Below are 20,157 nucleotides of genomic sequence, written 5' to 3' on the forward strand. Positions count from 1 at the left end.
TCCCCTCCTCCGCCAGTCTGTCAGGTGTCGCAGCGCAGCGTCTGCGGCGGCTGGGCCGGTTCTTAGTATTTTCAAACTGTGTCGATACCGGAGCTTCCCGCTCGTCAGTTGTCGTCGCTGTGACTGAGGTCGGCGGTGCTTCGGCTTCCCCTGCTTTTGGCGGAGCCTCGGGGCCGATCACACGTAGCAGCGTGGCCCGGGTCGCCGCGGCGACCGCGCTGAGCGCCCTGTGCGGCTATGCGGTGATCTATCTGGCCGCCCGCGACTTGGCACCCGCAGGCTTTTCGGTGTTCGCGGTGTTCTGGGGCGCATTCGGTCTGGTCACCGGTGCCGCCAATGGGCTTTTGCAGGAGACCACCCGGGAGGTCCGCTCGGTGCGCTACACCGACATCGTGCCCGGGGCACGTACCCATCCGTTGCGGATGGCCGGGCTGGTCGGGGTGGCCGCGGCGGTGGTGATCGCGGGCAGCTCGCCACTATGGAGCGGGCAGGTTTTCGTCGACGCGCGCTGGCTTTCCGTGGGCCTGCTCAGTGTGGGCCTGGCCGGCTTCTGCGCGCACGCCACGTTGCTGGGCATGCTGGCCGGCGCCAACTACTGGACCCAATACGGGGCGCTGATGGTGATCGACGCGGCGATCCGGGTCGCGGTCGCCGTCGCCACGTTCGTGATCGGCTGGGGCCTGCTCGGATTCTTGTGGGCCACTGTCGCCGGCGCGGTGGCGTGGCTGATCATGCTCATCACCTCGCCGACCACGCGTGCCGCGGCCCGGCTGCTCACACCGGGGGGCAGCACCACGTTCCTGCGCGGGGTTGCTCATTCCGTCACCGCGGCCGGTGCCAGCGCGATTCTGGTGATGGGGTTTCCGGTACTGCTGAAGGCGACGTCGGCTCAGCTGGGCGCAGAAGGCGGTGTGGTGATCTTGGCGGTCACATTGACCCGCGCGCCGCTGCTGGTGCCGCTGACCGCGATGCAAGGCAACTTGATCGCGCATTTCGTCGACGAGCGCACCGAGCGGCTTCGGGCTTTGATCGCGCCGGCGGCCGTGGTCGGCGGGATCGGCGGTGTCGGTGTCGTGGCCGCCGGCCTCGTGGGGCCGTGGTTGCTGCGGGTCGGGTTCGGGTCCGGTTACCAGGCCGGCAGCGCGCTGCTGGCGGGGTTGACGGCTGCGGCGGTGGCGATCGCCATGCTGACGCTCACCGGCGCGGCCACCGTTGCCGCGGCGTTGCACCGGGCCTACGCGCTGGGCTGGGTGGCTGCGACCGTGGCGTCGACGTTGTTGCTGCTGCTGCCGCTGCCGTTGCAAACCCGCACGGTGATCGCCCTGCTGTGCGGTCCGCTGGTGGGCATCGCCGTGCACCTAGCGGCACTTGCCCGTCCGAGTGGTTGATCAGCGTGTGGTTGATCTACGAGTAAGTTGTGGATTCGAAATGGGTTACCCCGACGTCTGGATCGTGGTTCCAGCCTTCAACGAAGCCCCCGTCATCGGCGAGGTGATCGCCGATGTCCGCTCGGTCTTCGACAACGTCGTCTGCGTCGACGACGGCAGCAGCGACGGCACCGGCGAGATCGCGCTGCGGGCAGGGGCGCATCTGGTGCGTCATCCGGTCAACCTCGGGCAGGGGGCTGCCATCCAGACCGGCGTGGAGTACGCCCGCCGCCAGCCGGGCGCGCAGGTATTCGTCACGTTCGACGGCGACGGCCAGCACCGCGTCAAGGACGTGGTCACGATGGTCGATCGGTTGGGCGCCGGCGACGTCGACATCGTCATCGGCACCCGCTTCGGCCGCCCGGGCGGCAACCGGCCACCGCTGCTGAAACGCATCGTGCTGCGCACCGCGGCGTGGTTGAGCCCGCGCGGGCGCCGACTAGGGCTGACTGACACCAACAATGGGCTTCGGGTCTTCAACAAGAAAGTCGCCGACAAGCTCGACATCACGATGAGCGGAATGAGCCACGCCACCGAGTTCATCATGCTGATCACCGAAAACGGTTGGCGCGTCGCCGAAGAACCCGTCGAAGTGCTCTACACCGACTACTCGAAATCCAAGGGCCAGCCGCTGCTCAACGGCGTCAACATCGTCTTCGACGGGTTTTTGCGAGGGAGGTTGCCGCGATGAACTGGATTCAGCTGCTGCTGATTTTCTCGATCATTGCGCTGTTGGTCTATCTGCTGCGCTCCCGGCGCAGCGCGCAGTCGCGGGCCTGGGTCAAAGTCGGCTACGTCGTATTCGTGTTCGCGGCGGTCTACGCCGTGCTGCGGCCCAACGACACCACGGTGGTGGCGCACTGGGTCGGGGTGGCCCGCGGCACCGACCTGATGCTGTATGCACTGATCATGGCGTTCAGTTTCACCACGCTGAGCACCTACCTGCGCTTCAAGGACCTGGAATTGCGCTACGCGCGCCTGGCCCGCGCCATCGCGCTGGAGGGCGCCCGTGCGCCTGAAGAGCACTAGCTAGACGCGCCGTGTGTCGCGAATACGTCGTAGGATGATGACATGTCTACGACAGTTACTGAGCTTGACGCGCTCCTTCACCGGGTGAATGACGCGACGAAGCTGTTGCAGCGGTCCACAACGGTTCCCAACGAGGTTATCCACCTCATCGATAGCTTCGAGGCGACACTCGGCGCCGCGGCGCCACTGCGTCTGAAGGCTGACCCCTACCTCACCACGACCTTGTGGGCAGCGGCTTTTCGCGCTGAGAAAGCGCTCCGTCATGACAACGACGCACAGCGGCGCCGCGATGTGCGCATGTCGCTCGAGCAATTCCGGCACGCATTGCGTGATATCGTCGAAAATCGGCCGTACAATGATGACGCCCCGGTGCGCGACGTGCTTGCCAGAACCGCCGATATCCTTGCTGCTCCGCAGAAGTCACTGGCAGGCCTGATCGGGGTTTCGGTTCGCCAGCTACAGCGCTGGCTTGCTCCGGACGGGCCAGAGCCGACGGCGGGTGACTCCGCGCGTATCCGCATTGTCGGGCAAGTTGTGAACCAGTTGCGCCACTCATTGACGGGACCCGGAGTCGTCGCCTGGTTCAACCGCGAGCATCCAGCACTCAGACAGCGCCCGGTTGACATGCTTGACGACCCGCTGTCCTACCCCGCGCTCCTCGACGCTGCGGTGGCGACTCGTGCTATGACGGCATGAGGCTGATTGGATTTCGGCATGCGTCCTACGACTCGCCGTGGTGGGCATTTCCGAGCTCGCGTTCCGGGCGTTTCCACCGCGCCAGAAGCGACACCGTCCAGTATCTGAGTCTGCACCCGCTCGGCCCGGCCGCCGAAATGCTTCAGCACGACATCGGCCCGACGGGTGATCCAGACGACATCGTCTTGAACCTATGGACCGCGCTCGTCGATCTCGACGACGTGGTTCGGGTCGACTTCGACGAGTGCCACCACTATGGCCTGACCCCTGACGAGCTTGTGGGCGACGATTACACCCCGACGCAGGAGTTGGCCGAAATCGTCAGAGACAGCGGAGCAACCGCGATGATCGTGCCATCCGCCGCGCTACCGGGAACCTACGATCTGGTCTTGTTTGGAGTTCGGGTACTGAATCCGTTTCTTAGTAAACCGCTGACGGTAGAAGAAGTCCCGACTGGGCACATTACTGACGGAGCGCGTCCCGCGGCCGAGGTAGTGCCATACGTCCGCTGGTTTGGAACTGCGCACAATGCGCTTGACCAGTGGAAAGCAACGGGTAAGTACGACCTGTTCGACGATCCGACGGCGACACGTTGGTAGGCAAGCAGCGCTAGACGCCGTGTACTTTCCGGAAGTACTCGACGGTGCGGCGCACGCCCTCCTGCAGTTCAACTTGCGGAGACCAGTCCAAAACCTTTTGGGCCCTACCGATATCGAGGCACGAGCGTCGTAAGTCGCCCAGCCGCGGAGGGTGAAACTCCGGTTCATCGGGTCCACCGACCGCTGCCGCGACTGCCGAATGTAGTTGGCGGTCCGAGGTTTCCACGCTGGTGCCGACGTTGAATCGCATGCCGCCGCCCACCGGTCCGGCCGCTTTGACGAACGCATCCACCACGTCGTCGACGTAGACATAGTCACGGGTGTTGCTGCCGTCGCCGAAGACCTTGGTGGGCTTACCGCACAGCAGCGCCTCCGCGAAGATCGCGACGACGCCGGCCTCCCCGTGCGGATCCTGGCGCGGCCCATACACATTCGTCGGCGCGATATGCGAGCACTCCAGGCCGTAGAGGTTCCGGAACGTGTTGAGGTAGATCTCCGCGGCCACCTTGCCCGCGGCATACGGCGACGCCGGGTCCGTGGGCACCTCTTCGCTGGTCGGGTAGATCGGCGGAGTCCCGTAGATCGATCCGCCCGAGGAGGTATTGACGATCTTGCGAACGCCGGTGCGCCGCGCCGCTTCGGCGAGCCGGATGGTCCCGAGGACGTTGACCGAGGCGTCGAACTCCGGGTTGGCCACCGAATGCCGCACGTCGATCTGCGCCGCCAGGTGGAACACCACCTCGGGGCGATGCTCGTCGAAGATGGCGTGCAAGTCCGCGGTGACGATGTCGGCCTCGACGAAGACGAACTCGGCAATGCCCGCCAAGTGTTCGATGTTGGTCGCGCGGCCGGTGGCGAAATTGTCCAGCCCGACCACTGTGTGGCCGTCGGCTATCAGGCAGTCGACTAGCGTCGAGCCGATGAATCCGGCCGCCCCGGTGACCAGTGCACGCACCGGCCCACCATACCGACGGGCACCCCGGGTCGCGCTGGCCGCCGCCGCGCTGATAGCCATTGCGCTGGCGATCCGCGCGGTGCTGGCATTCGGTGGCTACTTCTACTGGGACGACCTGATTCTCGTCGGCCGGGCAGGCACCCATAATCTGCTGGCGTCGTCGTATCTGTTCGACGACCACGACGGCCACGTCATGCCGGGTGCGTACCTGATAGCCGGAGCGATCACCCGGCTGGCGCCGCTGAACTGGATCGGGCCGGCGATCAGCCTGGTGGTCCTACAACTGCTGGCCTTCCTGGCGTTGCTGCGTGCGCTGCATGTGATCCTCGGCTGGCGGCCGGTGCTGCTGATCCCGCTGACTTTCGCGCTGTTCACTCCGCTCGGGGTTCCCGGTTTCGCGTGGTGGGCCGCGGCGCTGAACTCCTTGCCGATGCTGGCCGCGCTGGCGTGGGTGTGCGCCGACGCGATCCTGCTGATACGCACCGACAATCAGCGTTACGCGGTCACCGGTGTGGTGGTCTATTTCGCCGGCCTGCTGTTCTTCGAGAAAGCCGCGGTGATCCCGTTCGTCGCGTTCGCGGTCGCCGCGCTGCTGTGCAACGTGCAGGGTCAGAAGGTCCCGATGGCGACGGTGTGGCGCAACGGTTTTCGGTTGTGGACGGCAGCGCTGTCGCTGACCGCCGCCTGGGTCCTGATGTACCTGGCTGTGGTGGACCAGAAGCGGTGGAGCACCGACCTGTCGATGACCGGTGATCTGCTGCGTCGCTCGATCACACATGGCATCGTGCCCGGTCTGGCCGGTGGGCCGTGGCACTGGGACCGCTGGGCCCCAGCCTCGCCGTGGGCCACGCCGCCGCTGGCGGTACGGGTGCTTGGCTGGCTGGTACTGCTCGGCGCGCTGGTGGTGTCGCTGCTGCGCAAGCAGCGCATCGGGCTGGTGTGGCTGACCGCGGCCGGCTACGCGGTGGCGTGCCAGGTGCCGATCTATCTGATGCGCTCGTCGCGCTTCACCGCCTTGGAGCTGGCCCAGACGCTGCGCTACTTCCCCGACCTGGTTGTCGTGCTGGCACTGCTGGCCGCCGTCGGGTTCTGCGCGCCGAATCGACCGTCGTCTCGGTGGCTGGATGCCTCACCGGCGCGCGCCGTGGTGGCGACGGGTTTGGCGGCCGCATTCGTTGCCAGCAGCCTGTATTCCACGACGACGTTCCTGCGCTCCTGGCGCGACAATCCCGCTCAGCCGTATCTGGAGCATGCGCGCGTCAGTTTGGCCGCTGCGCGTGCGGCGTCGTCCGCGCCGCTGCTCGACCAAGAGGTCGATCCGTTGGTGTTGCAGCGGGTGGCCTGGCCGGAGAATTTGGCCAGCCACATGTTCGCGTTGCTGCGGGATCGCCCCGAGTTCGCCTCGGCAACAACGCAATTGCGGATGCTCGACAGCTCCGGGCGGCTGGTCGACGCGCGGGTGGCGTGGGTGCGGACTATCGTGCCGGGGCCGATGCCGCAGTGCGGATACTTCGCGCAGCCCGACCGGCCGGCGCACCTGGCTCTCGACGGGCCGTTGCTGCCCGCGGAGTGGACCACTGAGATCAACTACCTGGCCAACAGCGACGGCTCGCTCACTTTGTCGCTGTCGGAGGGCCCCGACGTCAAGGTGCCTGTGCATCCGGGGCTGAACCGGGTCTACGTCCGGCTGCCGGGCGCGGGTAATGCGATCACCGCGCGGGCCGACACCGCTGCGCTGGCGGTGTGCATTGCAGCCGGGCCGGTGGGCTACGTGGTGCCGCGATAACGGAGCCACCTAGGAGAATCGAACTCCTGACCTGCTCATTACGAGTGAGCCGCTCTGCCGACTGAGCTAAGGTGGCATGCCCTGCCGGGCGGCACGAGTCTACGGCAGGGCTGCGGATCGGCCCAACTGCTGCCCGATCGTGGCGACCATGGCGTCGACGGCAAATTTGGGTTTGACGTTGACCGCCAAGGCTTCGCGGCATTCGAGCACCGCCTCGATGCAACGCAGCAGCCGCTCAGGGGATGCGTGCGCGGCCATCGCGGCAGCCCGGTCGGCCATGTCAGGGTGGTTGGCCCGCACGCTCTCCGCGCCGGCGGCAACCATCAGCGCGTCCCGGAAGTACGTCGCCAGGTCGATCAGCGCCCGGTCCAGCGCATCTCGCGACGCTCGGGTTTGGCGTGATTTCTGGCGTCGCTCAAGGTCTCTGATCGCACCCGTCGCGCCCCGCAAGGCGGCCGCGGTGCCTTTGCCGGTGCCTCCCGCGCCCAGCGCGGTCCGCAGCTCCTCGGTCTCCGCCTCGGCGCGCCCGGCGGTCAGCTCGTAGGCCTCGGCTTCGGCGGCGGCCACCAGCTCTTCGGCGGCGGCGTAGGCCCGCGATGGCGTCGCCGCGTCGCGGGCCAGCTCCAGCGCGCGCTGCCGCCGTTGCCGCGCCTCCGGATCGGTGGCCAGTCGGCGCGCGCGCCCCACATGGCCGCCGCTGACCGACGCCGCCCAGGTGGCGGTGTCGGCGTCCAGCCCGTCGCCGTTCACCAGCACCCGCGCGATCGCCTCGGCCGACGGGGTCACCAGCGCGACGTGACGGCACCGGGAACGCAGCGTGATCGCGATGTCCTCGGGATCCACCGACGGCGCGCACAGCAGAAACACCGTCGACGGCGGCGGCTCCTCGACCACCTTCAGCAGCGCGTTGGCCGCCCCTTCGGTCAGCCGGTCGGCGTCTTCGATCAGCACGATCTGCCATCGCCCGGTGCTGGGGCGCCGCGAGGCGATCTGCACGATGGCCCGCATCTCGTCCACGCCGATCGACAGGCCTTCGGGGATCACGCGCCGCACGTCGGCGTGGGTGCCGGCCATCGTCGTCGTGCATGCCCGGCACTGTCCGCAGCCCGGAACACCGTCGGAGGTGCACTGCAGCGCGGCCGCGAAGCACAGCGCCGCCACCGAACGCCCCGAGCCGGGCGGGCCGGTGATGAGCCAGGCGTGCGACATGGCCGCCTTGTGAGCCGAATCACCGCGCGCTGCCTCAGCGGCGGCCACCAGCTCGGCTTCCACGGCCTGCTGGCCCACCAACCGCGCAAAAACCCCGGGCATCACCGGCAACAGTACTGGTCACCGCCGACACCACCCGCGACGCGACGTGTTTTTCGGTTGCCGCTAAGACCCCACCGCCGGATACGGTTGGTCCGTGAGCACAGCATTGGCACAGCGCGGGCGGATCAGCGCGTTCATCCGCTGGCTGGCGCGTACGCCGTGGCCGCTGCTCACGCTGAGTATGCTGCAGGCCGACATCATCGGGGCGCTGCTCGTGCTCGGGTTCCTGCGCTACGGCTTGCCGCCCGAGGACCGCATCGAGCTGCAAGACCTGCCCCGCACCAATTTGCTGCTCTTCGCAATCGCACTGGTCCTGCTCGTCGGAACCGGGTTTTCGGTGAGTGTGCGACTGCTGGTCCCGGTTTTCCGCTGGCAGCGCCGCGACGGCCTGCTCGCCGAGGACGACCCTGCCGCTACCGAACTTGCCCGCCGCCGCGCGCTGCAAATGCCGTTCTACCGCGTGCTGATCAGCATGTGCTACTGGTGCGTCGGCGGTGTGGTGTTCATCGTCGCCAGCTGGCGAAAGACCAGCCACCTCGCACCGGTGGTGGGCGTCGCCGTCGCCCTGGGCGCTGCCGCCACCGCGATCATCGGCTACCTGCAGGCCGAGCGGGTGCTGCGACCGGTGGCGGTGGCCGCGCTGCGCGGCGGCCTACCGGAGAACGTGCGGGCACCCGGCGTGATCCTGCGGCAATTACTGACGTGGGCGCTGTCCACCGGGGTACCGCTGCTGGCGATCGTGCTGGCGGTGGTGGCCGACAAAGCCGCCTTCCTACATGGGCCACCCGAAAAGCTGCTCAACCCGATCCTGCTGATGGCGTTGCTCGCGTTGTTCATCGGAGCGGCCAGCACCTTGCTGGTGGCCATGTCGATCGCTGATCCGCTGCGTCAGCTGCGCTGGGCGCTCGGCGAGGTGCAGCGCGGTAACTACAACGCGCACATGCAGATCTACGACGCCAGCGAGCTGGGCATGCTGCAGGCCGGGTTCAACGACATGGTGCGCGACCTGGCCGAACGGCAACGGCTGCGCGACCTGTTCGGCCGCTACGTCGGCGAAGACGTCGCCCGCCGCGCTTTGGAGCGCGGCACCGAGCTGGGCGGCCAGGAACGCGACGTCGCCGTGCTGTTCGTCGACATGGTCGGCTCGACGCACCTGGCCGCCACCCGCCCGCCGAGCGAAGTCGTCAACCTGCTCAACGAGTTCTTCCGGGTGGTCGTCGAAACCGTCGGCCGCCACGGCGGTTTCGTCAACAAGTTCCAGGGTGACGCGGCGCTGGCGATCTTCGGCGCCCCGATCGAGCACCCCGACGCATCCGGCGGGGCGCTGGCAGCCGCCCGCGAACTGCACGACGCGCTGCTGCCGGTGCTGGGTTCGCTGGAATTCGGCATCGGGGTGTCGGCCGGCCGGGCCATCGCCGGCCACATCGGCGCGCAGGCCCGCTTCGAATACACCGTGATTGGCGACCCGGTCAACGAGGCAGCCCGGCTCACCGAGCTGGCGAAGCTCGAGGAGGGTCACGTGCTGGCGTCGGCGATCGCCGTCAGCGGCGCCCTGGACGCCGAAGCCTTGTGCTGGGATGTCGGCGAGGTGGTCGAGTTGCGCGGACGCACCGCGCCCACCCAACTCGCCCGGCCGATGAACCTCGCTGCGCCCGAAGAGGTTTCCAGCGAGGAAACCTCGCTGCACAGCGGCTAACCCGCTGAACGGACCACTGTCGGTCAAGCCGGCCACTGCTGCTGGGGAGGCAATGACGTGGGCCGGGCCTGCCCGTCCGAATCGAAGCCCTCGCGCAGCTGGTCGCGCAGCGCCGTAATGGTGGCATAGCTGGCTTCTGCGGTTTCCGCGGAGACGGTGCCAGACAGTTGGCTCACGATGCGGATGGCCAGCTCACGCAACTTGACATTGGTCTGCTGACAGCTTCTTCAGGACACCGAACGCCTGCTCGGCGTTCAGATCGAAGTCCTGCATCAGCATGCCCTTGGCCTCTTCGATCACCCGCATACCCTCCAACTGCTGCTGGCGCTGGACGAGCTGCTCGCGCAACTGCGCGATCTCCTCGCGCAACTGCCCGACGTCCTCGCTTCCGGAGCTGGAAGCCAACGCCGCCGCCACGGTGGGGTAGGCAACTCGGGCCGGCGAGTAGCCAGCAGCTCAGCAACCGCCGCCGACGGTTGGGGCGCGGTGGTCTCGTCGAGGTCACCAGTGACGTGCACGCAGACGGCGTTGCCATGGTCCTCGGCGCTGACTTGAAACGGCACAGCTCCATCGTGGTAGCCGGGCAAAGACGCATCAACACCCGCTCAGAAGCGAGCTATCGCTTGGCCGCTTTCTTCGCCGGGGCCTTGCGGGTGGTCCGCTTGGCTGTCCGCTTCACCGGCCCGCGGGCCCGCCGGTCGGCGAGCAGCTCGGCGGCGCGCTCGTCGGTGAGCGACAACACGTCGTCGCCCTTGCGCAGGCTGGCGTTGGTCTCGCCGTCGGTGACATATGGCCCGAACCGACCGTCCTTGACCACCATCTGCCGGCCCGACGCGGGGTCGGTTCCCAGTTCGCGCAGCGGCGGCGCCGAAGCGCTTTGGCGGCCACGGCGTTTGGGCTCGGCGTAGATTTTCAGCGCTTCGTCCAGCGTGATGGTGAAAATCTGATCTTCCGTCGCCAGCGAGCGAGAGTCGTTGCCGCGCTTGAGGTATGGGCCGTAGCGGCCGTTCTGTGCGGTGATCTCCTCGCCCGTCTGTGGGTCGACACCGACCACCCTTGGCAGCGACAGCAGTTTCAGCGCGTCCTCGAGGGTCACGGTCTGCAAATCCATGCTGCGCAGCAGCGAAGCGGTCCGCGGCTTGGGACCGGTGGGTTTGCGGCCCTTTTTGGCCCCAGCACCGTCGTCGTCGGGCGGCTCGGGCAAAATCTCGGTGACGTAAGGCCCGTACCGGCCGTCCTTGGCGACGATCTCATGACCGGTCTGCGGATCCACACCCAGCACCCGGCCCTCTTGAGGAGTCGCGAACAGCTCCTCGGCCTTCTCGAGGGTCAGCTCGTCGGGGGTCAGGGTGCCGTTGAGGTTGGCCCGCTGCGGGGTGAGCTCACCGTCCTCACCGACCACCATGCGTTCCAGGTAGGCCCCGTTCTTACCCACCCGCACGGAGATGGGACGGCCTTGCGCATCGTCGAACAACTTGATCGAGTTGACTTCTCGCGCGTCGATGCCTTCGAGGTTGACGCCGACGAGCTTCTTCAGCCCGCCGGAACGCGCTACCGATTCCGGCACACCGTGGTCGCCGCCGAAGTAGAAGTGGTTGAGCCAGGTGGTGCGCTGCTCGTTGCCGGACGCGATCGCGTCGAGCTCGTCTTCCATGGCCGCGGTGAAGTCGTAGTCGACGAGCCGGCTGAAATGCTGTTCCAGTAGACCGGTGACGGCGAACGCGACCCACGACGGGACCAGCGCGCTGCCCTTCTTGTGCACGTATCCGCGGTCCTGGATGGTCTTGATGATCGACGAATACGTCGACGGGCGCCCGATGCCCAGCTCTTCGAGCGCTCGCACCAGCGACGCCTCGGTGTAGCGGGGAGGCGGGTTGGTGGCGTGCTGATCCGGGGTCACCTCGGTGGCGTCGAGCCGCTGGCCTTCGGAGAGGTGCGGCAGCCGCCTCTCGGCGTCGTCGGCCTCACCGCCGGCCAGCTCGTCGACCGTTTCCACGTAGGCCTTCAAGAAGCCGGGGAAGGTAATGGTTCGCCCGCTCGCCGAGAACACCACCTGCCGATCGCCCGAGTGGCCGGTGATGCGCAGGCTCAGCGTGGTGCCCCGCGCGTCGGCCATCTGCGACGCCACCGTGCGCTGCCAGATCAGCTCGTAGAGCCGGAAGTCGTCACCGTTGAGCTCACGACGCACCGCGTCCGGTGTGGCGAACGTCTCACCGGCGGGTCGGATCGCCTCGTGCGCCTCCTGGGCGTTTTTGACCTTGCGGGTGTACTGCCGCGGTGACGGCGAGACGTACTCCTCGCCGTAGAGCTGCCGTGCCTGGGTGCGTGCGGCGTTGATCGCCGACTCCGACAGCGTGGTGGAGTCGGTACGCATATAAGTGATGTAGCCGTTCTCGTAGAGCCGCTGTGCGACGCTCATCGTCCGTTCTGCGGAGAACCGCAGCTTGCGGCCCGCCTCCTGCTGCAGCGTCGAGGTCATGAACGGCGGATACGGTTTGCGGGTGTAGGGCTTCTCCTCCACCGACGCTACGGTCAGCTGCCCGCCGCGCAACCCGTCGGCGATCGCGCCGGCGCTGGTCTGGTTCAGGACGAGCACTTCGTCGGGTTTGCGCAGCGCGCCCAGCGAGTCGAAATCACGTCCGGTGGCAACGCGCAGGCTGTCGACGCTGGTCAGCCGGGCGGTGAAGGTAGGCGGGGCCGCCCTGGGGTCGGAGACGCTGGCGTCCAGCTCGGCGATGACGTCCCAGTATTCGGCGCTGCGGAACGCCATCCGCTCGCGTTCGCGCTGCACGATGATGCGGGTGGCCACCGACTGCACGCGACCCGCCGACAGCTTGGGCGCGACCTTCTTCCAAAGCACCGGGCTGACTTCGTAGCCGTACAGCCGGTCGAGGATGCGGCGGGTCTCCTGGGCGTCGACCAAGTCGTTGTCCAAGTCGCGCGGGTGTTCGGCGGCGGCGCGGATGGCAGGTTCGGTGATCTCGTGGAACACCATCCGTTTGACCGGTATGCGCGGCTTCAGCGTTTCCAGCAGGTGCCAGGCGATGGCTTCGCCTTCGCGGTCGCCGTCGGTGGCCAGATACAGCTCGTCGGCGTCTTTGAGCCGGGCCTTGAGCTCGTTGACGGTGCTCTTCTTGTCGGGACTGATGATGTACAGCGGTTCGAAGTCGGCATCGACGTTGACGCCCAGCCGCGCCCACGGCTCGGATTTGTACTTTGCGGGCACGTCCGCGGCGGCGCGCGGCAGGTCGCGGATATGACCCCGAGAGGACTCGACGATGTAGTCGGAGCCCAGGTAGCCGGCTAGTTTGCGCGCTTTGGTGGGCGACTCCACGATGACGAGTCGCCGCGCGCTTCCATTTCTGCCGTTGCTACGGCCGCCATTAGCCAACTGTGCTTACGCTCCATCTGTCGTTCCTGGTCCTGCAGATCGAGCAGTCGGCCGTCGTGGGAACCTGTCCCTCAACCCTTAGGACAACTGACAATGTGGCACCCGCGGCCAGCGGACGCAAACCGACTCCCCGGCGCTGGTGCTTTGGCCTACCCGTATACCCCCTTTTGCCCGGCTCCCCCACAGGCCGCTGAGCGGCTCCCGATGCCGCTGGCTAAATGCGAGGCCAATGCGACAACGCCTGGGGGTCGTCAGGCGGTTCCCCGACGTTTTCCACAAGCCGCGATAGCCGCCGCCGGCCAGTGATCCGCAACGCCGGCCGGCTGCCGCGGGTTCCGATCAGTGTCGGCGCGATTCCGACCCGCATCAGCGCCGACGCGAGTGGCGAATGGGTGTCGGGCGCGTGCGGGTCCAGTCCGAGCAGGTAGCGGTCAGCCTCCGGGCTGCCGGCCGCCAGCGTCCATGCCCGCAGCTCCCGGGGTCCGGGCAACCACACCGGCGGCACGGTCTTGACTGCCCCGCGGGTCCAGTCAGCGGCGATGGCCCGCAGGCGCGGGTCGACTGCCGTCCGCACCAGCGGGGTGTCCTCGTCGGTGCGGGTGATTTCCGCCGCCAAGCCGGCTTCGTCGATCATCTCGGCCAGCGCGACCGCACGCCAGAGTTGGTCCACCACGACCGACAGCCGCGCACCGGAGCCGACCACCACGATCTGACCCGAAGCTGCCAGCACCCCGGTGAGGTCGGCGACCGCAGGGGGCACCGACTCCGCCGAGAAGAAGGACAGCTGGCTCACGTCACCGACAGTAAGCCGTCCGGCGACGACGAGCGCCGCAGCAGCGCAATGCGTCGCATGCGAATTGCGGGCCAGATAAGGCCCAGCACCGCGCGGGCAGCGAGAAACCCCCGGCTACGTCCGGTTAGCGGACTTGGCCGGGGGTCTGCGAGAACTTTCCCTTAGATGGAGCGGACGCCGGTGGCTTGCGGCCCCTTGGGGCTTTGGCCGACCTCGAATTCGACTCGCTGATTCTCCTCAAGCGTCCGGAAGCCCGTTCCCTGGATTTCCGTGTAGTGGACGAACACGTCGGCCGAACCGTCCTCGGGGGCAATGAAGCCGAATCCCTTCTCCGCGTTGAACCACTTCACAGTTCCCTGTGGCATTTCTTGATCTTTCCTTCTCTTCTTGGGTGCGGTACACCGTTTTTCGGTGTCCCGTGGCCTGCTGTGACCGCCATACCTCTCGGAGTCGCTCGGAACTTCACCCGACCTACACCCTCGCAGGAACCGCGGCCGCAACGTCGATCCTGCGAATGTTTGACACGTACACAGAAGCTGCGACCGCCAACAGTCAACCATGTTCGTCGCTCCAGCGACAGCTTCTGTTGATCAATTCGCCCAACCGGGTGGTGAACAATGCTGTTGAGACGTAGTCCGAGGAGAAACACGTGACGTTCGGCAGCGAACTGCTCGCCGCCGTAGTCGCCGGCGTCGAGCCGGGCGAGCACCCGCTGCGCCATGTCGCCGAGCTACCAGCTCAGAGCGGCCTACCTCACAGCTGGCCGGCATGGGCGCAGCCGGACGTGATTCGCGCGTTCAACGATCGCGGCATCAGCGTGCCGTGGGCGCACCAGTATCGCGCCGCGGAACTGGCGCACGCGGGCCGCCACGTGGTGGTCAGCACTGGCACCGCCTCCGGCAAATCGCTGGCCTATCAGCTTCCCATCCTCAACGCGCTGTTGAGCGACCCACGAGCTCGGGTGCTGTACCTGTCGCCGACGAAAGCGCTCGGCCACGACCAGTTGCGTGCCGCGCACGCATTGACCGGGGCGATCCAGCGATTGGATGACGTCGCTCCTACCGCCTACGACGGCGACAGTCCCGCGGAGGTGCGCCGCTTCGCACGGGAGCGCTCACGATGGCTGTTTTCCAACCCCGACATGGTTCACTTGTCGATATTGCGCAACCACGCCCGCTGGGCGGTGTTGCTGCGCGGGCTCCGGTTCGTGGTGGTTGACGAATGTCATTACTACCGCGGCATTTTCGGCTCCAACGTGGCGATGGTGTTGCGCCGCCTGCTGCGGTTGTGTGCCCGCTACTCCGCGCATTCCGGATCGGCGCCGACCTTTATCTTCGCCAGCGCGACGACGGCTTCGCCCGGCGCGACGGCCGCCGAGCTCATCGGCCAACCGGTCGAGGAGATCACCGACGACGGCTCCCCTCAGGGGGCACGCACGGTGGCGCTGTGGGAACCCGCGTTGCGCCCCGATTTGACCGGTGAGAACGGCGCCCCGGTGCGCCGCTCCGCCGGCGCGGAGGCGGCGCGGCTCATGGCTGACCTGGTCGCCGAAGGGGCGCGGACGCTGACGTTCGTGCGATCGCGCCGTGGGGCGGAATTGACAGCCCTGGCCGCCCGGGCCCGGCTCGCAGACATTGCCCCGGATCTGGCTGAGAAAGTGGCGTCCTACCGGGCGGGTTATCTCGCCGAGGACCGCAGCGCGCTCGAGCAGGCGCTGGCCGCCGGCCGGTTACGCGGCATGGCCACCACCAACGCGCTGGAGTTGGGCATCGATATCGCGGGCCTCGACGCGGTGGTGCTCGCCGGCTTCCCGGGCACCGTCGCCTCTTTCTGGCAGCAGGCCGGACGCTCCGGACGGCGTGGCCAGGGCGCGCTGATCGTGCTGGTCGCCCGCGATGATCCGCTGGATACGTACCTGGTGCACCACCCGTCGGCGCTGCTGGACAAGCCGATCGAACGGGTGGTGATCGATCCGGCCAACCCGTATATTCTCAGCTCCCAATTGCTTTGCGCAGCAACCGAACTACCGCTAGAGGAAAGCGAAGTCCGCGCGCTGGGTGCCCAAACGGTGGCCGACAAGCTCGTCGACGACGGAACGCTGCGGCACCGCTACGGCAAGTACTTCCCCGCGCCGGGACTGGACCCGCACGCTGCGGTCGACATCCGTGGGCCGACGGACGGCCAGGTCGTCATCGTCGAGGCGGACACCGGGCGGTTGCTCGGCACCGCGGGTACCAGTCAGGCCCCGGCGTCGGTGCATCCAGGAGCGGTATATCTGCACCAGGGCGACAGTTACGTCGTCGATTCGCTCGAAGTCGAGGGCGGGATCGCCTTCGTCCACGCCGAAGACCCGGGATATGCGACGTTCGCGCGGGAAGTCACCGACATCGCGGTCACCGGTCAGGGTGAGCGCATGACCTTCGGGCCGGTCACGCTCGGGTTGGTGCCGGTGACGGTCACCAACCAGGTCGTGGGTTACCTGCGCCGCCGGCTCAACGGGGAAGTCATCGACTTCATCGACCTCGACATGCCCGCACACACCCTGCCCACGACCGCGGTGATGTACACGATCACCCCAGAGGCCTTGGCGCGCAACGGCATCGATGGCCCGCGTATCCCGGGCGCGTTACACGCGGCCGAGCACGCAGCGATCGGGCTGCTGCCGCTGGTGGCCAGCTGCGACCGAGGCGACATCGGCGGGCTGTCCGCCGCGGTGGGTCCCGACCCGTGGGCCGGGCTGCCCAGTGTTTTTGTCTACGACGGCTATCCGGGCGGGGCCGGGTTCGCCGAACGGGGCTTTCGCCAAGCGAGCACATGGCTCAGCGCGACCGCCGAGGCTATCGAGGCGTGTGAATGCCCTAGCGGCTGCCCGTCGTGCGTGCAGTCGCCGAAATGCGGCAGCGGCAACCAACCGCTGGACAAGCCGGGTGCGATCCGCGTGTTGCGGTTGGTGGTCGCCGCGTTGACTCGCGATGACGACCGACCCCTCGACGGTCGACTTCCACGGGCATGGCGGTAGCCGTGAGCAAACGCTTTCGTCACTGGTTGCGGACATGCCGAACATGCGACACGGCGGACGAACGGTCGGACAACGCGATCCGTTCCCAATCCCGACGGCTCGGGTGCAGCAGGAACCTACCCTTCCGGCACGCTATACGCAAGTCACTGGCCGGATCCCGCACCCGGAAAGTCATTAGACTGACGTCAACGATGTGCGATACCGCTGTCTACCAGCGGTACAGTCGTCGATATGGCCAGGGACTGGCTGCTCGTTGAGACACTGGGCAACGAACCGGCCGTCGTCGCGCAGGGATCGCACCTGAGAAATCTTGTGCCGATTACCGCTTTTTTGCGCCGCAATCCTCACATCGCTGCGATCCGCACAGCGATCGCCGAATCAGTGCAAAGCGCCGAGCGTCTGGCCAGTATCACGCCCAAGAGCAACCGCGTGATCCGCACCGAGCCGGTGGTGATGTCGGATGGCCGCGTTCACGGTGTGCACGTCTGGAGCGGCCCTACCGACGCTGAACCACCCGAGCGGCCGATCCCCGGCCCGCTGAAATGGGACCTCACTTTGGGTGTGGCCACCGACACCCGTGAGTCGCTGACCAACATCGGCAAGAACCCGGACGTCGAGCCGACGCATGGCCGGACGTTCGCGGAGAATTGGCCGTCGCGAGATCTCAAACCCAACGAGAGCAAGGTTCTCGCGCTGGCGGTCAAAGCACGAGCGGGCCAGACGTTGTGCAACGTCTGGGAAGGCACCGATTGGCAGGGCAATCCGATCAGGGTGGGCTTCGTGGCACGCAATGCGCTGGAAGCCGCGGCCGACGGCCACGACCACCTGATCGCTCGCGGGATGAACTGGCGTGCCGACCCCGAAAGCGGCGCAGAGTCCGGCGACCACCTCGCGCAGCAGATCTTGCAGGGGCTGGCGCAGCCGGGAGTTCATCGCGCCCTGTTCGACCTGAAGAACTGGACTTTGCTCAAATGGCTCGACGAGCCCTGCCCGTTCTACGATTGGCGCAGCACGGCCAGCTCCCCGCGGGTGCATCCCGACGACGAGCAGGTAATGGCTTCGATGACAACCGAATTCGCTCACGGCGCCACCGCGCGGGTGTTGCGTCTGCCGGGACATAGCAGCAACTGGGTGCCGGTGCATGTGACCGTCAACCGGGTCGAAATCGAGGAAAAGACGTTCGCCGGGCTGATCTCGCTGCGATTGCCCACCGACCGCGAGTTGGCCGAAACGGGGCTATCCCGCTTCGGCAAGCGCAGCAGCTGACAGCACCGGCCGCGCGCTTCGTCCGGGCATGTCGACGGGCCCTGCGCGAGCCGCTGCCGTGGCCCTGCCGACTTTGCCCACCGCCACTTCGACGGTGACGACGACATCTAAACCCTGTACCCAGCAATCGATTTGGTCGGCTCGCATCCTTCGGACGAGCAGGCTTGCCCGCGCGCATGCCGCCTCGACTCCGGCCGGCACCCGGGCTGCGGCACTCAGCGCGGCCAGGTCGGCCGCTGCTTGCGCGCGGTGGCGCGCCACCACCGCTGAGCCGAGGTACACCCCGCCGCCGGTAACGCACAACAAGACAGCGACCATCGCCGCCGCCAACACGGTCGCGGCGCCGTCCTCAGCCCGCCGCCTCCGCCGCTGAAATCCCTTCGGCACCAATCGCCAAGGCAGGCAGTAGTTTCGACCGTGCGGTGACAGTTGCGACGACGAATTCGCCGTCGCGATGCACCTGCACCAGCGCCGCGTGTGGTGCGATGCGATGAGCGACGTCGAGCGCGGCCCGCTTATCACCGCGGGCGGCAAGTCGCGCGGCCTCCCGTGCGGCGTCGATGCAACGCACCTGCATCGACACCGCGGTGAGGCCGGCAACGCAGAGCACCAGTACCGCGACCAGTGAGGCGATCGCCAAAGCCGCCTCGACGCTGCTCGCGCCGGCATCGTCGACTAAACCTTGGTGTTCAGCGCGCGAGCGATGATGTTGCTCAACGCGCCGACGATGGAATCGCCGGTGACGACCGTGTAGAGGATCGCGCCGAAGGCTGCGGCCGCGATGGTGCCGATGGCGTACTCGACTGTCTAGTATTACACCGCATGCCCCAGCGGTCTGCCGATACACCAAAACGGGCTGGTACTGCGGGATCGACACACGATTCGAGCTAAGAATTCCACAAGTGTTATTACAAGATGTGGTATCTCTTCTGAATGTCACCCACTAGGTGTAGTGTTCTGACTGCTGAAAGACGCAAACCCTCAACCGGGGGTTGAGTCCCGCCAGTTGAGGGTCCGTGTCGAGCAATTGGCCTTGCAGACGACACGCTACACCGAGGCAGGTCTGGTGTTGCAATTTCGCACCAGAATGGCGGGCTCCGCGTTTCCTTCTTTCAGCATGGATAGAAGGGAGGCCCTCGGTGAACTACAACTTCTGGGACCTCGGTAATCAATCAGCTGGCGCTGTCGTCCGCGTGACGCTCGAAGGCAACGCGGCCAATGTGCGGCTGATGGACAGCTCCAACTATCGCTCGTTTGAGCGTGGCGAGCAGCACCGCTACTTGGGCGGGCACTACAACCGGTCTCCGGTGGTGCTGCAGGTGCCGAACGATGGCCACTGGTTCGTTGTCGTCGACTACGGCGGGTACGCGGGCAGTGGGCGGGCTGCGGTCCAGGTGGCTTAGCCCGCCGCATCGTAGAAGTTCCAAAGGGAAGGCGGCGCTCTCTCTGCGGGGGTGCCGTCTTTCCATTTGAACGCCTAATGCACGACACGTAAGTCCGGCCTCGTCTCCCTCGGTGGGGGCTCGGGAAGATCGCCCAGGCTGCGGTAGACCCGGTGCTCGTTGGCTGCGCCAGGGGCGGTCAGACGGCGGCGGAACCACTCCGCGATGCCCAAGCCCGCCGCGTTGGCAACGTCGAGCGCCAGGGCAGGGTCCACCATATGTGCGCGGAGCCACGCTCCGATGGCGGGGAGCCGATCCCTCGGTTCCATGTCCGGGTCTCGCAACTCGTCCGGCAGCGCGTTCGCCAAGGTCTCGATCGACTGGACCTGAGGCCCTCGCCTCCGCTTCGGTCGCCCCACTATCGAGTCACCCCGCCCCAACGGGCTTGTGCTCCAAGGCGTCCGAGCTGGCTGCGGGTCATCTTCCCGCTGCCGGCGGTCTCCTCCTCGTCGGGCAACGTCAGCGACTTCAGCAGCGACGTGAGTAGAGCGCGGTACTGCCGCAGTTCTGCAACCTCGGGGGCGGCGACCGGCTGCCCCTGCGAACCTTTAACCCTCAGGTCGTCGGCTGCATCCACGATGCTCTGGAGCCGCGCGACGACATCGGCGGTGCGGGCGGCTTGCTCCAAGATGATGAGCTTCTCTGGGCAGTCGGTGAAGTCGTATGTGGTGTGCAGCTCCCGCCAGAGCTGCCTACCGCGTGTCTTTAGGCCCTTCGGGGCCTTCGGAATGAGCGGATGTGTCATGT

At 66.9% G+C, this 20,157-nt stretch carries 22 protein-coding genes and 1 tRNA gene; 10 read left to right on the forward strand and 13 right to left on the reverse strand.

Going from position 1 to position 20,157, the window contains the following annotated elements:
* Nucleotides 1-119: 119 nt before the first annotated feature.
* The 5 genes from G6N15_RS06495 to G6N15_RS06515 are packed head-to-tail and all read left to right on the forward strand — an operon-like array spanning nt 120 to nt 3,751.
* Complete coding sequence (locus G6N15_RS06495; RefSeq protein ID WP_083088589.1) at nt 120-1,388, forward strand: hypothetical protein; 1,269 nt, start codon at nt 120-122, stop codon at nt 1,386-1,388.
* A 40-nt stretch (nt 1,389-1,428) separates the two neighbouring features.
* A complete protein-coding gene (locus G6N15_RS06500; protein ID WP_083088590.1) occupies nt 1,429-2,118 on the forward strand; it encodes a glycosyltransferase family 2 protein in 690 nt (229 codons plus the stop codon).
* Complete coding sequence (locus tag G6N15_RS06505) at nt 2,115-2,456, forward strand: DUF2304 domain-containing protein (protein ID WP_083088591.1); 342 nt, start codon at nt 2,115-2,117, stop codon at nt 2,454-2,456. Before G6N15_RS06500 ends, G6N15_RS06505 begins: the two co-directional genes overlap by 4 nt.
* 42 nt (nt 2,457-2,498) lie before the next feature.
* Nucleotides 2,499-3,152, forward strand: a complete 654-nt coding sequence (locus tag G6N15_RS06510; RefSeq protein WP_139797901.1) for a hypothetical protein — start codon at nt 2,499-2,501, stop codon at nt 3,150-3,152.
* Nucleotides 3,149-3,751 carry an RES family NAD+ phosphorylase gene (locus G6N15_RS06515; protein WP_083088593.1) on the forward strand — a complete coding sequence of 201 codons (603 nt, stop codon included), beginning with the start codon at nt 3,149-3,151 and terminating at the stop codon, nt 3,749-3,751. Before G6N15_RS06510 ends, G6N15_RS06515 begins: the two co-directional genes overlap by 4 nt.
* A 10-nt stretch (nt 3,752-3,761) precedes the next feature.
* On the opposite strand, the gene G6N15_RS06520 is transcribed toward G6N15_RS06515, so the two are convergent.
* Nucleotides 3,762-4,706, reverse strand: a complete 945-nt coding sequence (locus tag G6N15_RS06520) for an NAD-dependent epimerase/dehydratase family protein (RefSeq protein WP_083088594.1) — start codon at nt 4,704-4,706, stop codon at nt 3,762-3,764.
* On the opposite strand from G6N15_RS06520, the gene G6N15_RS06525 reads away from it, so the two are divergent.
* Nucleotides 4,672-6,492 (forward strand): hypothetical protein, encoded by a 1,821-nt coding sequence (locus tag G6N15_RS06525; RefSeq protein WP_169922528.1) that lies wholly within the window; start codon nt 4,672-4,674, stop codon nt 6,490-6,492. The genes G6N15_RS06520 and G6N15_RS06525 overlap by 35 nt on opposite strands.
* A 3-nt stretch (nt 6,493-6,495) precedes the next feature.
* On the opposite strand, the gene G6N15_RS06530 is transcribed toward G6N15_RS06525, so the two are convergent.
* Together G6N15_RS06530 and G6N15_RS06535 are read right to left on the reverse strand one after the other, a co-directional pair.
* Nucleotides 6,496-6,568 (reverse strand) — tRNA-Thr (locus G6N15_RS06530).
* A gap of 23 nt (nt 6,569-6,591) precedes the next feature.
* Nucleotides 6,592-7,803 carry a DNA polymerase III subunit delta' gene (locus G6N15_RS06535; RefSeq protein WP_139797902.1) on the reverse strand — a complete coding sequence of 404 codons (1,212 nt, stop codon included), beginning with the start codon at nt 7,801-7,803 and terminating at the stop codon, nt 6,592-6,594.
* A gap of 94 nt (nt 7,804-7,897) precedes the next feature.
* Between G6N15_RS06535 and G6N15_RS06540 the strand changes: the two genes are divergently transcribed.
* On the forward strand, nt 7,898-9,499 hold the full coding sequence (locus G6N15_RS06540; RefSeq protein ID WP_179961786.1) for an adenylate/guanylate cyclase domain-containing protein: 1,602 nt from the start codon (nt 7,898-7,900) through the stop codon (nt 9,497-9,499).
* Nucleotides 9,500-9,522: 23 nt separating this feature from the next.
* On the opposite strand, the gene G6N15_RS06545 is transcribed toward G6N15_RS06540, so the two are convergent.
* The 5 genes from G6N15_RS06545 to cspA form a co-directional block, all read right to left on the reverse strand.
* Nucleotides 9,523-9,675, reverse strand: a complete 153-nt coding sequence (locus tag G6N15_RS06545; RefSeq protein ID WP_163747958.1) for a hypothetical protein — start codon at nt 9,673-9,675, stop codon at nt 9,523-9,525.
* 16 nt (nt 9,676-9,691) lie between these two features.
* Nucleotides 9,692-9,916 (reverse strand): ANTAR domain-containing protein, encoded by a 225-nt coding sequence (locus G6N15_RS06550; RefSeq protein WP_083088596.1) that lies wholly within the window; start codon nt 9,914-9,916, stop codon nt 9,692-9,694.
* Between the two features lie 199 nt (nt 9,917-10,115).
* Entirely contained in the window at nt 10,116-12,890 is a 2,775-nt protein-coding gene (gene topA, locus G6N15_RS06555; protein ID WP_083088597.1) for a type I DNA topoisomerase, read from the reverse strand.
* A gap of 214 nt (nt 12,891-13,104) precedes the next feature.
* Nucleotides 13,105-13,683, reverse strand: a complete 579-nt coding sequence (locus tag G6N15_RS06560; RefSeq protein WP_083088598.1) for a hypothetical protein — start codon at nt 13,681-13,683, stop codon at nt 13,105-13,107.
* 161 nt (nt 13,684-13,844) lie between these two features.
* Complete coding sequence (cspA, locus tag G6N15_RS06565; RefSeq protein ID WP_083088599.1) at nt 13,845-14,048, reverse strand: cold shock protein CspA; 204 nt, start codon at nt 14,046-14,048, stop codon at nt 13,845-13,847.
* A gap of 284 nt (nt 14,049-14,332) precedes the next feature.
* Between cspA and G6N15_RS06570 the strand changes: the two genes are divergently transcribed.
* Nucleotides 14,333-16,702, forward strand: coding sequence for a DEAD/DEAH box helicase (locus G6N15_RS06570; RefSeq protein WP_163747960.1), 2,370 nt, complete (start codon nt 14,333-14,335; stop codon nt 16,700-16,702).
* Nucleotides 16,703-16,933: 231 nt separating this feature from the next.
* Nucleotides 16,934-17,968, forward strand: a complete 1,035-nt coding sequence (locus G6N15_RS06575; RefSeq protein WP_083089253.1) for a PAS domain-containing protein — start codon at nt 16,934-16,936, stop codon at nt 17,966-17,968.
* On the opposite strand, the gene G6N15_RS23100 is transcribed toward G6N15_RS06575, so the two are convergent.
* Genes G6N15_RS23100 through G6N15_RS06585 form a run of 3 tightly spaced genes read right to left on the reverse strand, consistent with a single transcriptional unit; the run spans nt 17,939 to nt 18,760 of the window.
* Nucleotides 17,939-18,355 carry an Rv3654c family TadE-like protein gene (locus tag G6N15_RS23100; protein ID WP_308203551.1) on the reverse strand — a complete coding sequence of 139 codons (417 nt, stop codon included), beginning with the start codon at nt 18,353-18,355 and terminating at the stop codon, nt 17,939-17,941. The genes G6N15_RS06575 and G6N15_RS23100 overlap by 30 nt on opposite strands.
* Nucleotides 18,318-18,608, reverse strand: coding sequence for a TadE family type IV pilus minor pilin (locus G6N15_RS23105; protein ID WP_269473744.1), 291 nt, complete (start codon nt 18,606-18,608; stop codon nt 18,318-18,320). Before G6N15_RS23105 ends, G6N15_RS23100 begins: the two co-directional genes overlap by 38 nt.
* A 35-nt stretch (nt 18,609-18,643) precedes the next feature.
* Nucleotides 18,644-18,760, reverse strand: coding sequence for a DUF4244 domain-containing protein (locus tag G6N15_RS06585; protein ID WP_163748275.1), 117 nt, complete (start codon nt 18,758-18,760; stop codon nt 18,644-18,646).
* 347 nt (nt 18,761-19,107) lie between these two features.
* Here G6N15_RS06585 and G6N15_RS06590 point away from each other — a divergent pair, with 347 nt between their 5' ends.
* A complete protein-coding gene (locus G6N15_RS06590) occupies nt 19,108-19,371 on the forward strand; it encodes a DUF1883 domain-containing protein (protein WP_163747962.1) in 264 nt (87 codons plus the stop codon).
* A 74-nt stretch (nt 19,372-19,445) separates the two neighbouring features.
* On the opposite strand, the gene G6N15_RS06595 is transcribed toward G6N15_RS06590, so the two are convergent.
* Both G6N15_RS06595 and G6N15_RS06600 read right to left on the reverse strand, forming a co-directional pair.
* Nucleotides 19,446-19,628, reverse strand: coding sequence for a hypothetical protein (locus tag G6N15_RS06595; protein WP_139797973.1), 183 nt, complete (start codon nt 19,626-19,628; stop codon nt 19,446-19,448).
* 140 nt (nt 19,629-19,768) lie between these two features.
* Nucleotides 19,769-20,155, reverse strand: coding sequence for a hypothetical protein (locus G6N15_RS06600; protein WP_083089257.1), 387 nt, complete (start codon nt 20,153-20,155; stop codon nt 19,769-19,771).
* Nucleotides 20,156-20,157 lie beyond the last annotated feature (2 nt).

The organism is Mycobacterium noviomagense (assembly GCF_010731635.1).
In the GTDB taxonomy this organism is placed as follows: domain Bacteria; phylum Actinomycetota; class Actinomycetes; order Mycobacteriales; family Mycobacteriaceae; genus Mycobacterium; species Mycobacterium noviomagense.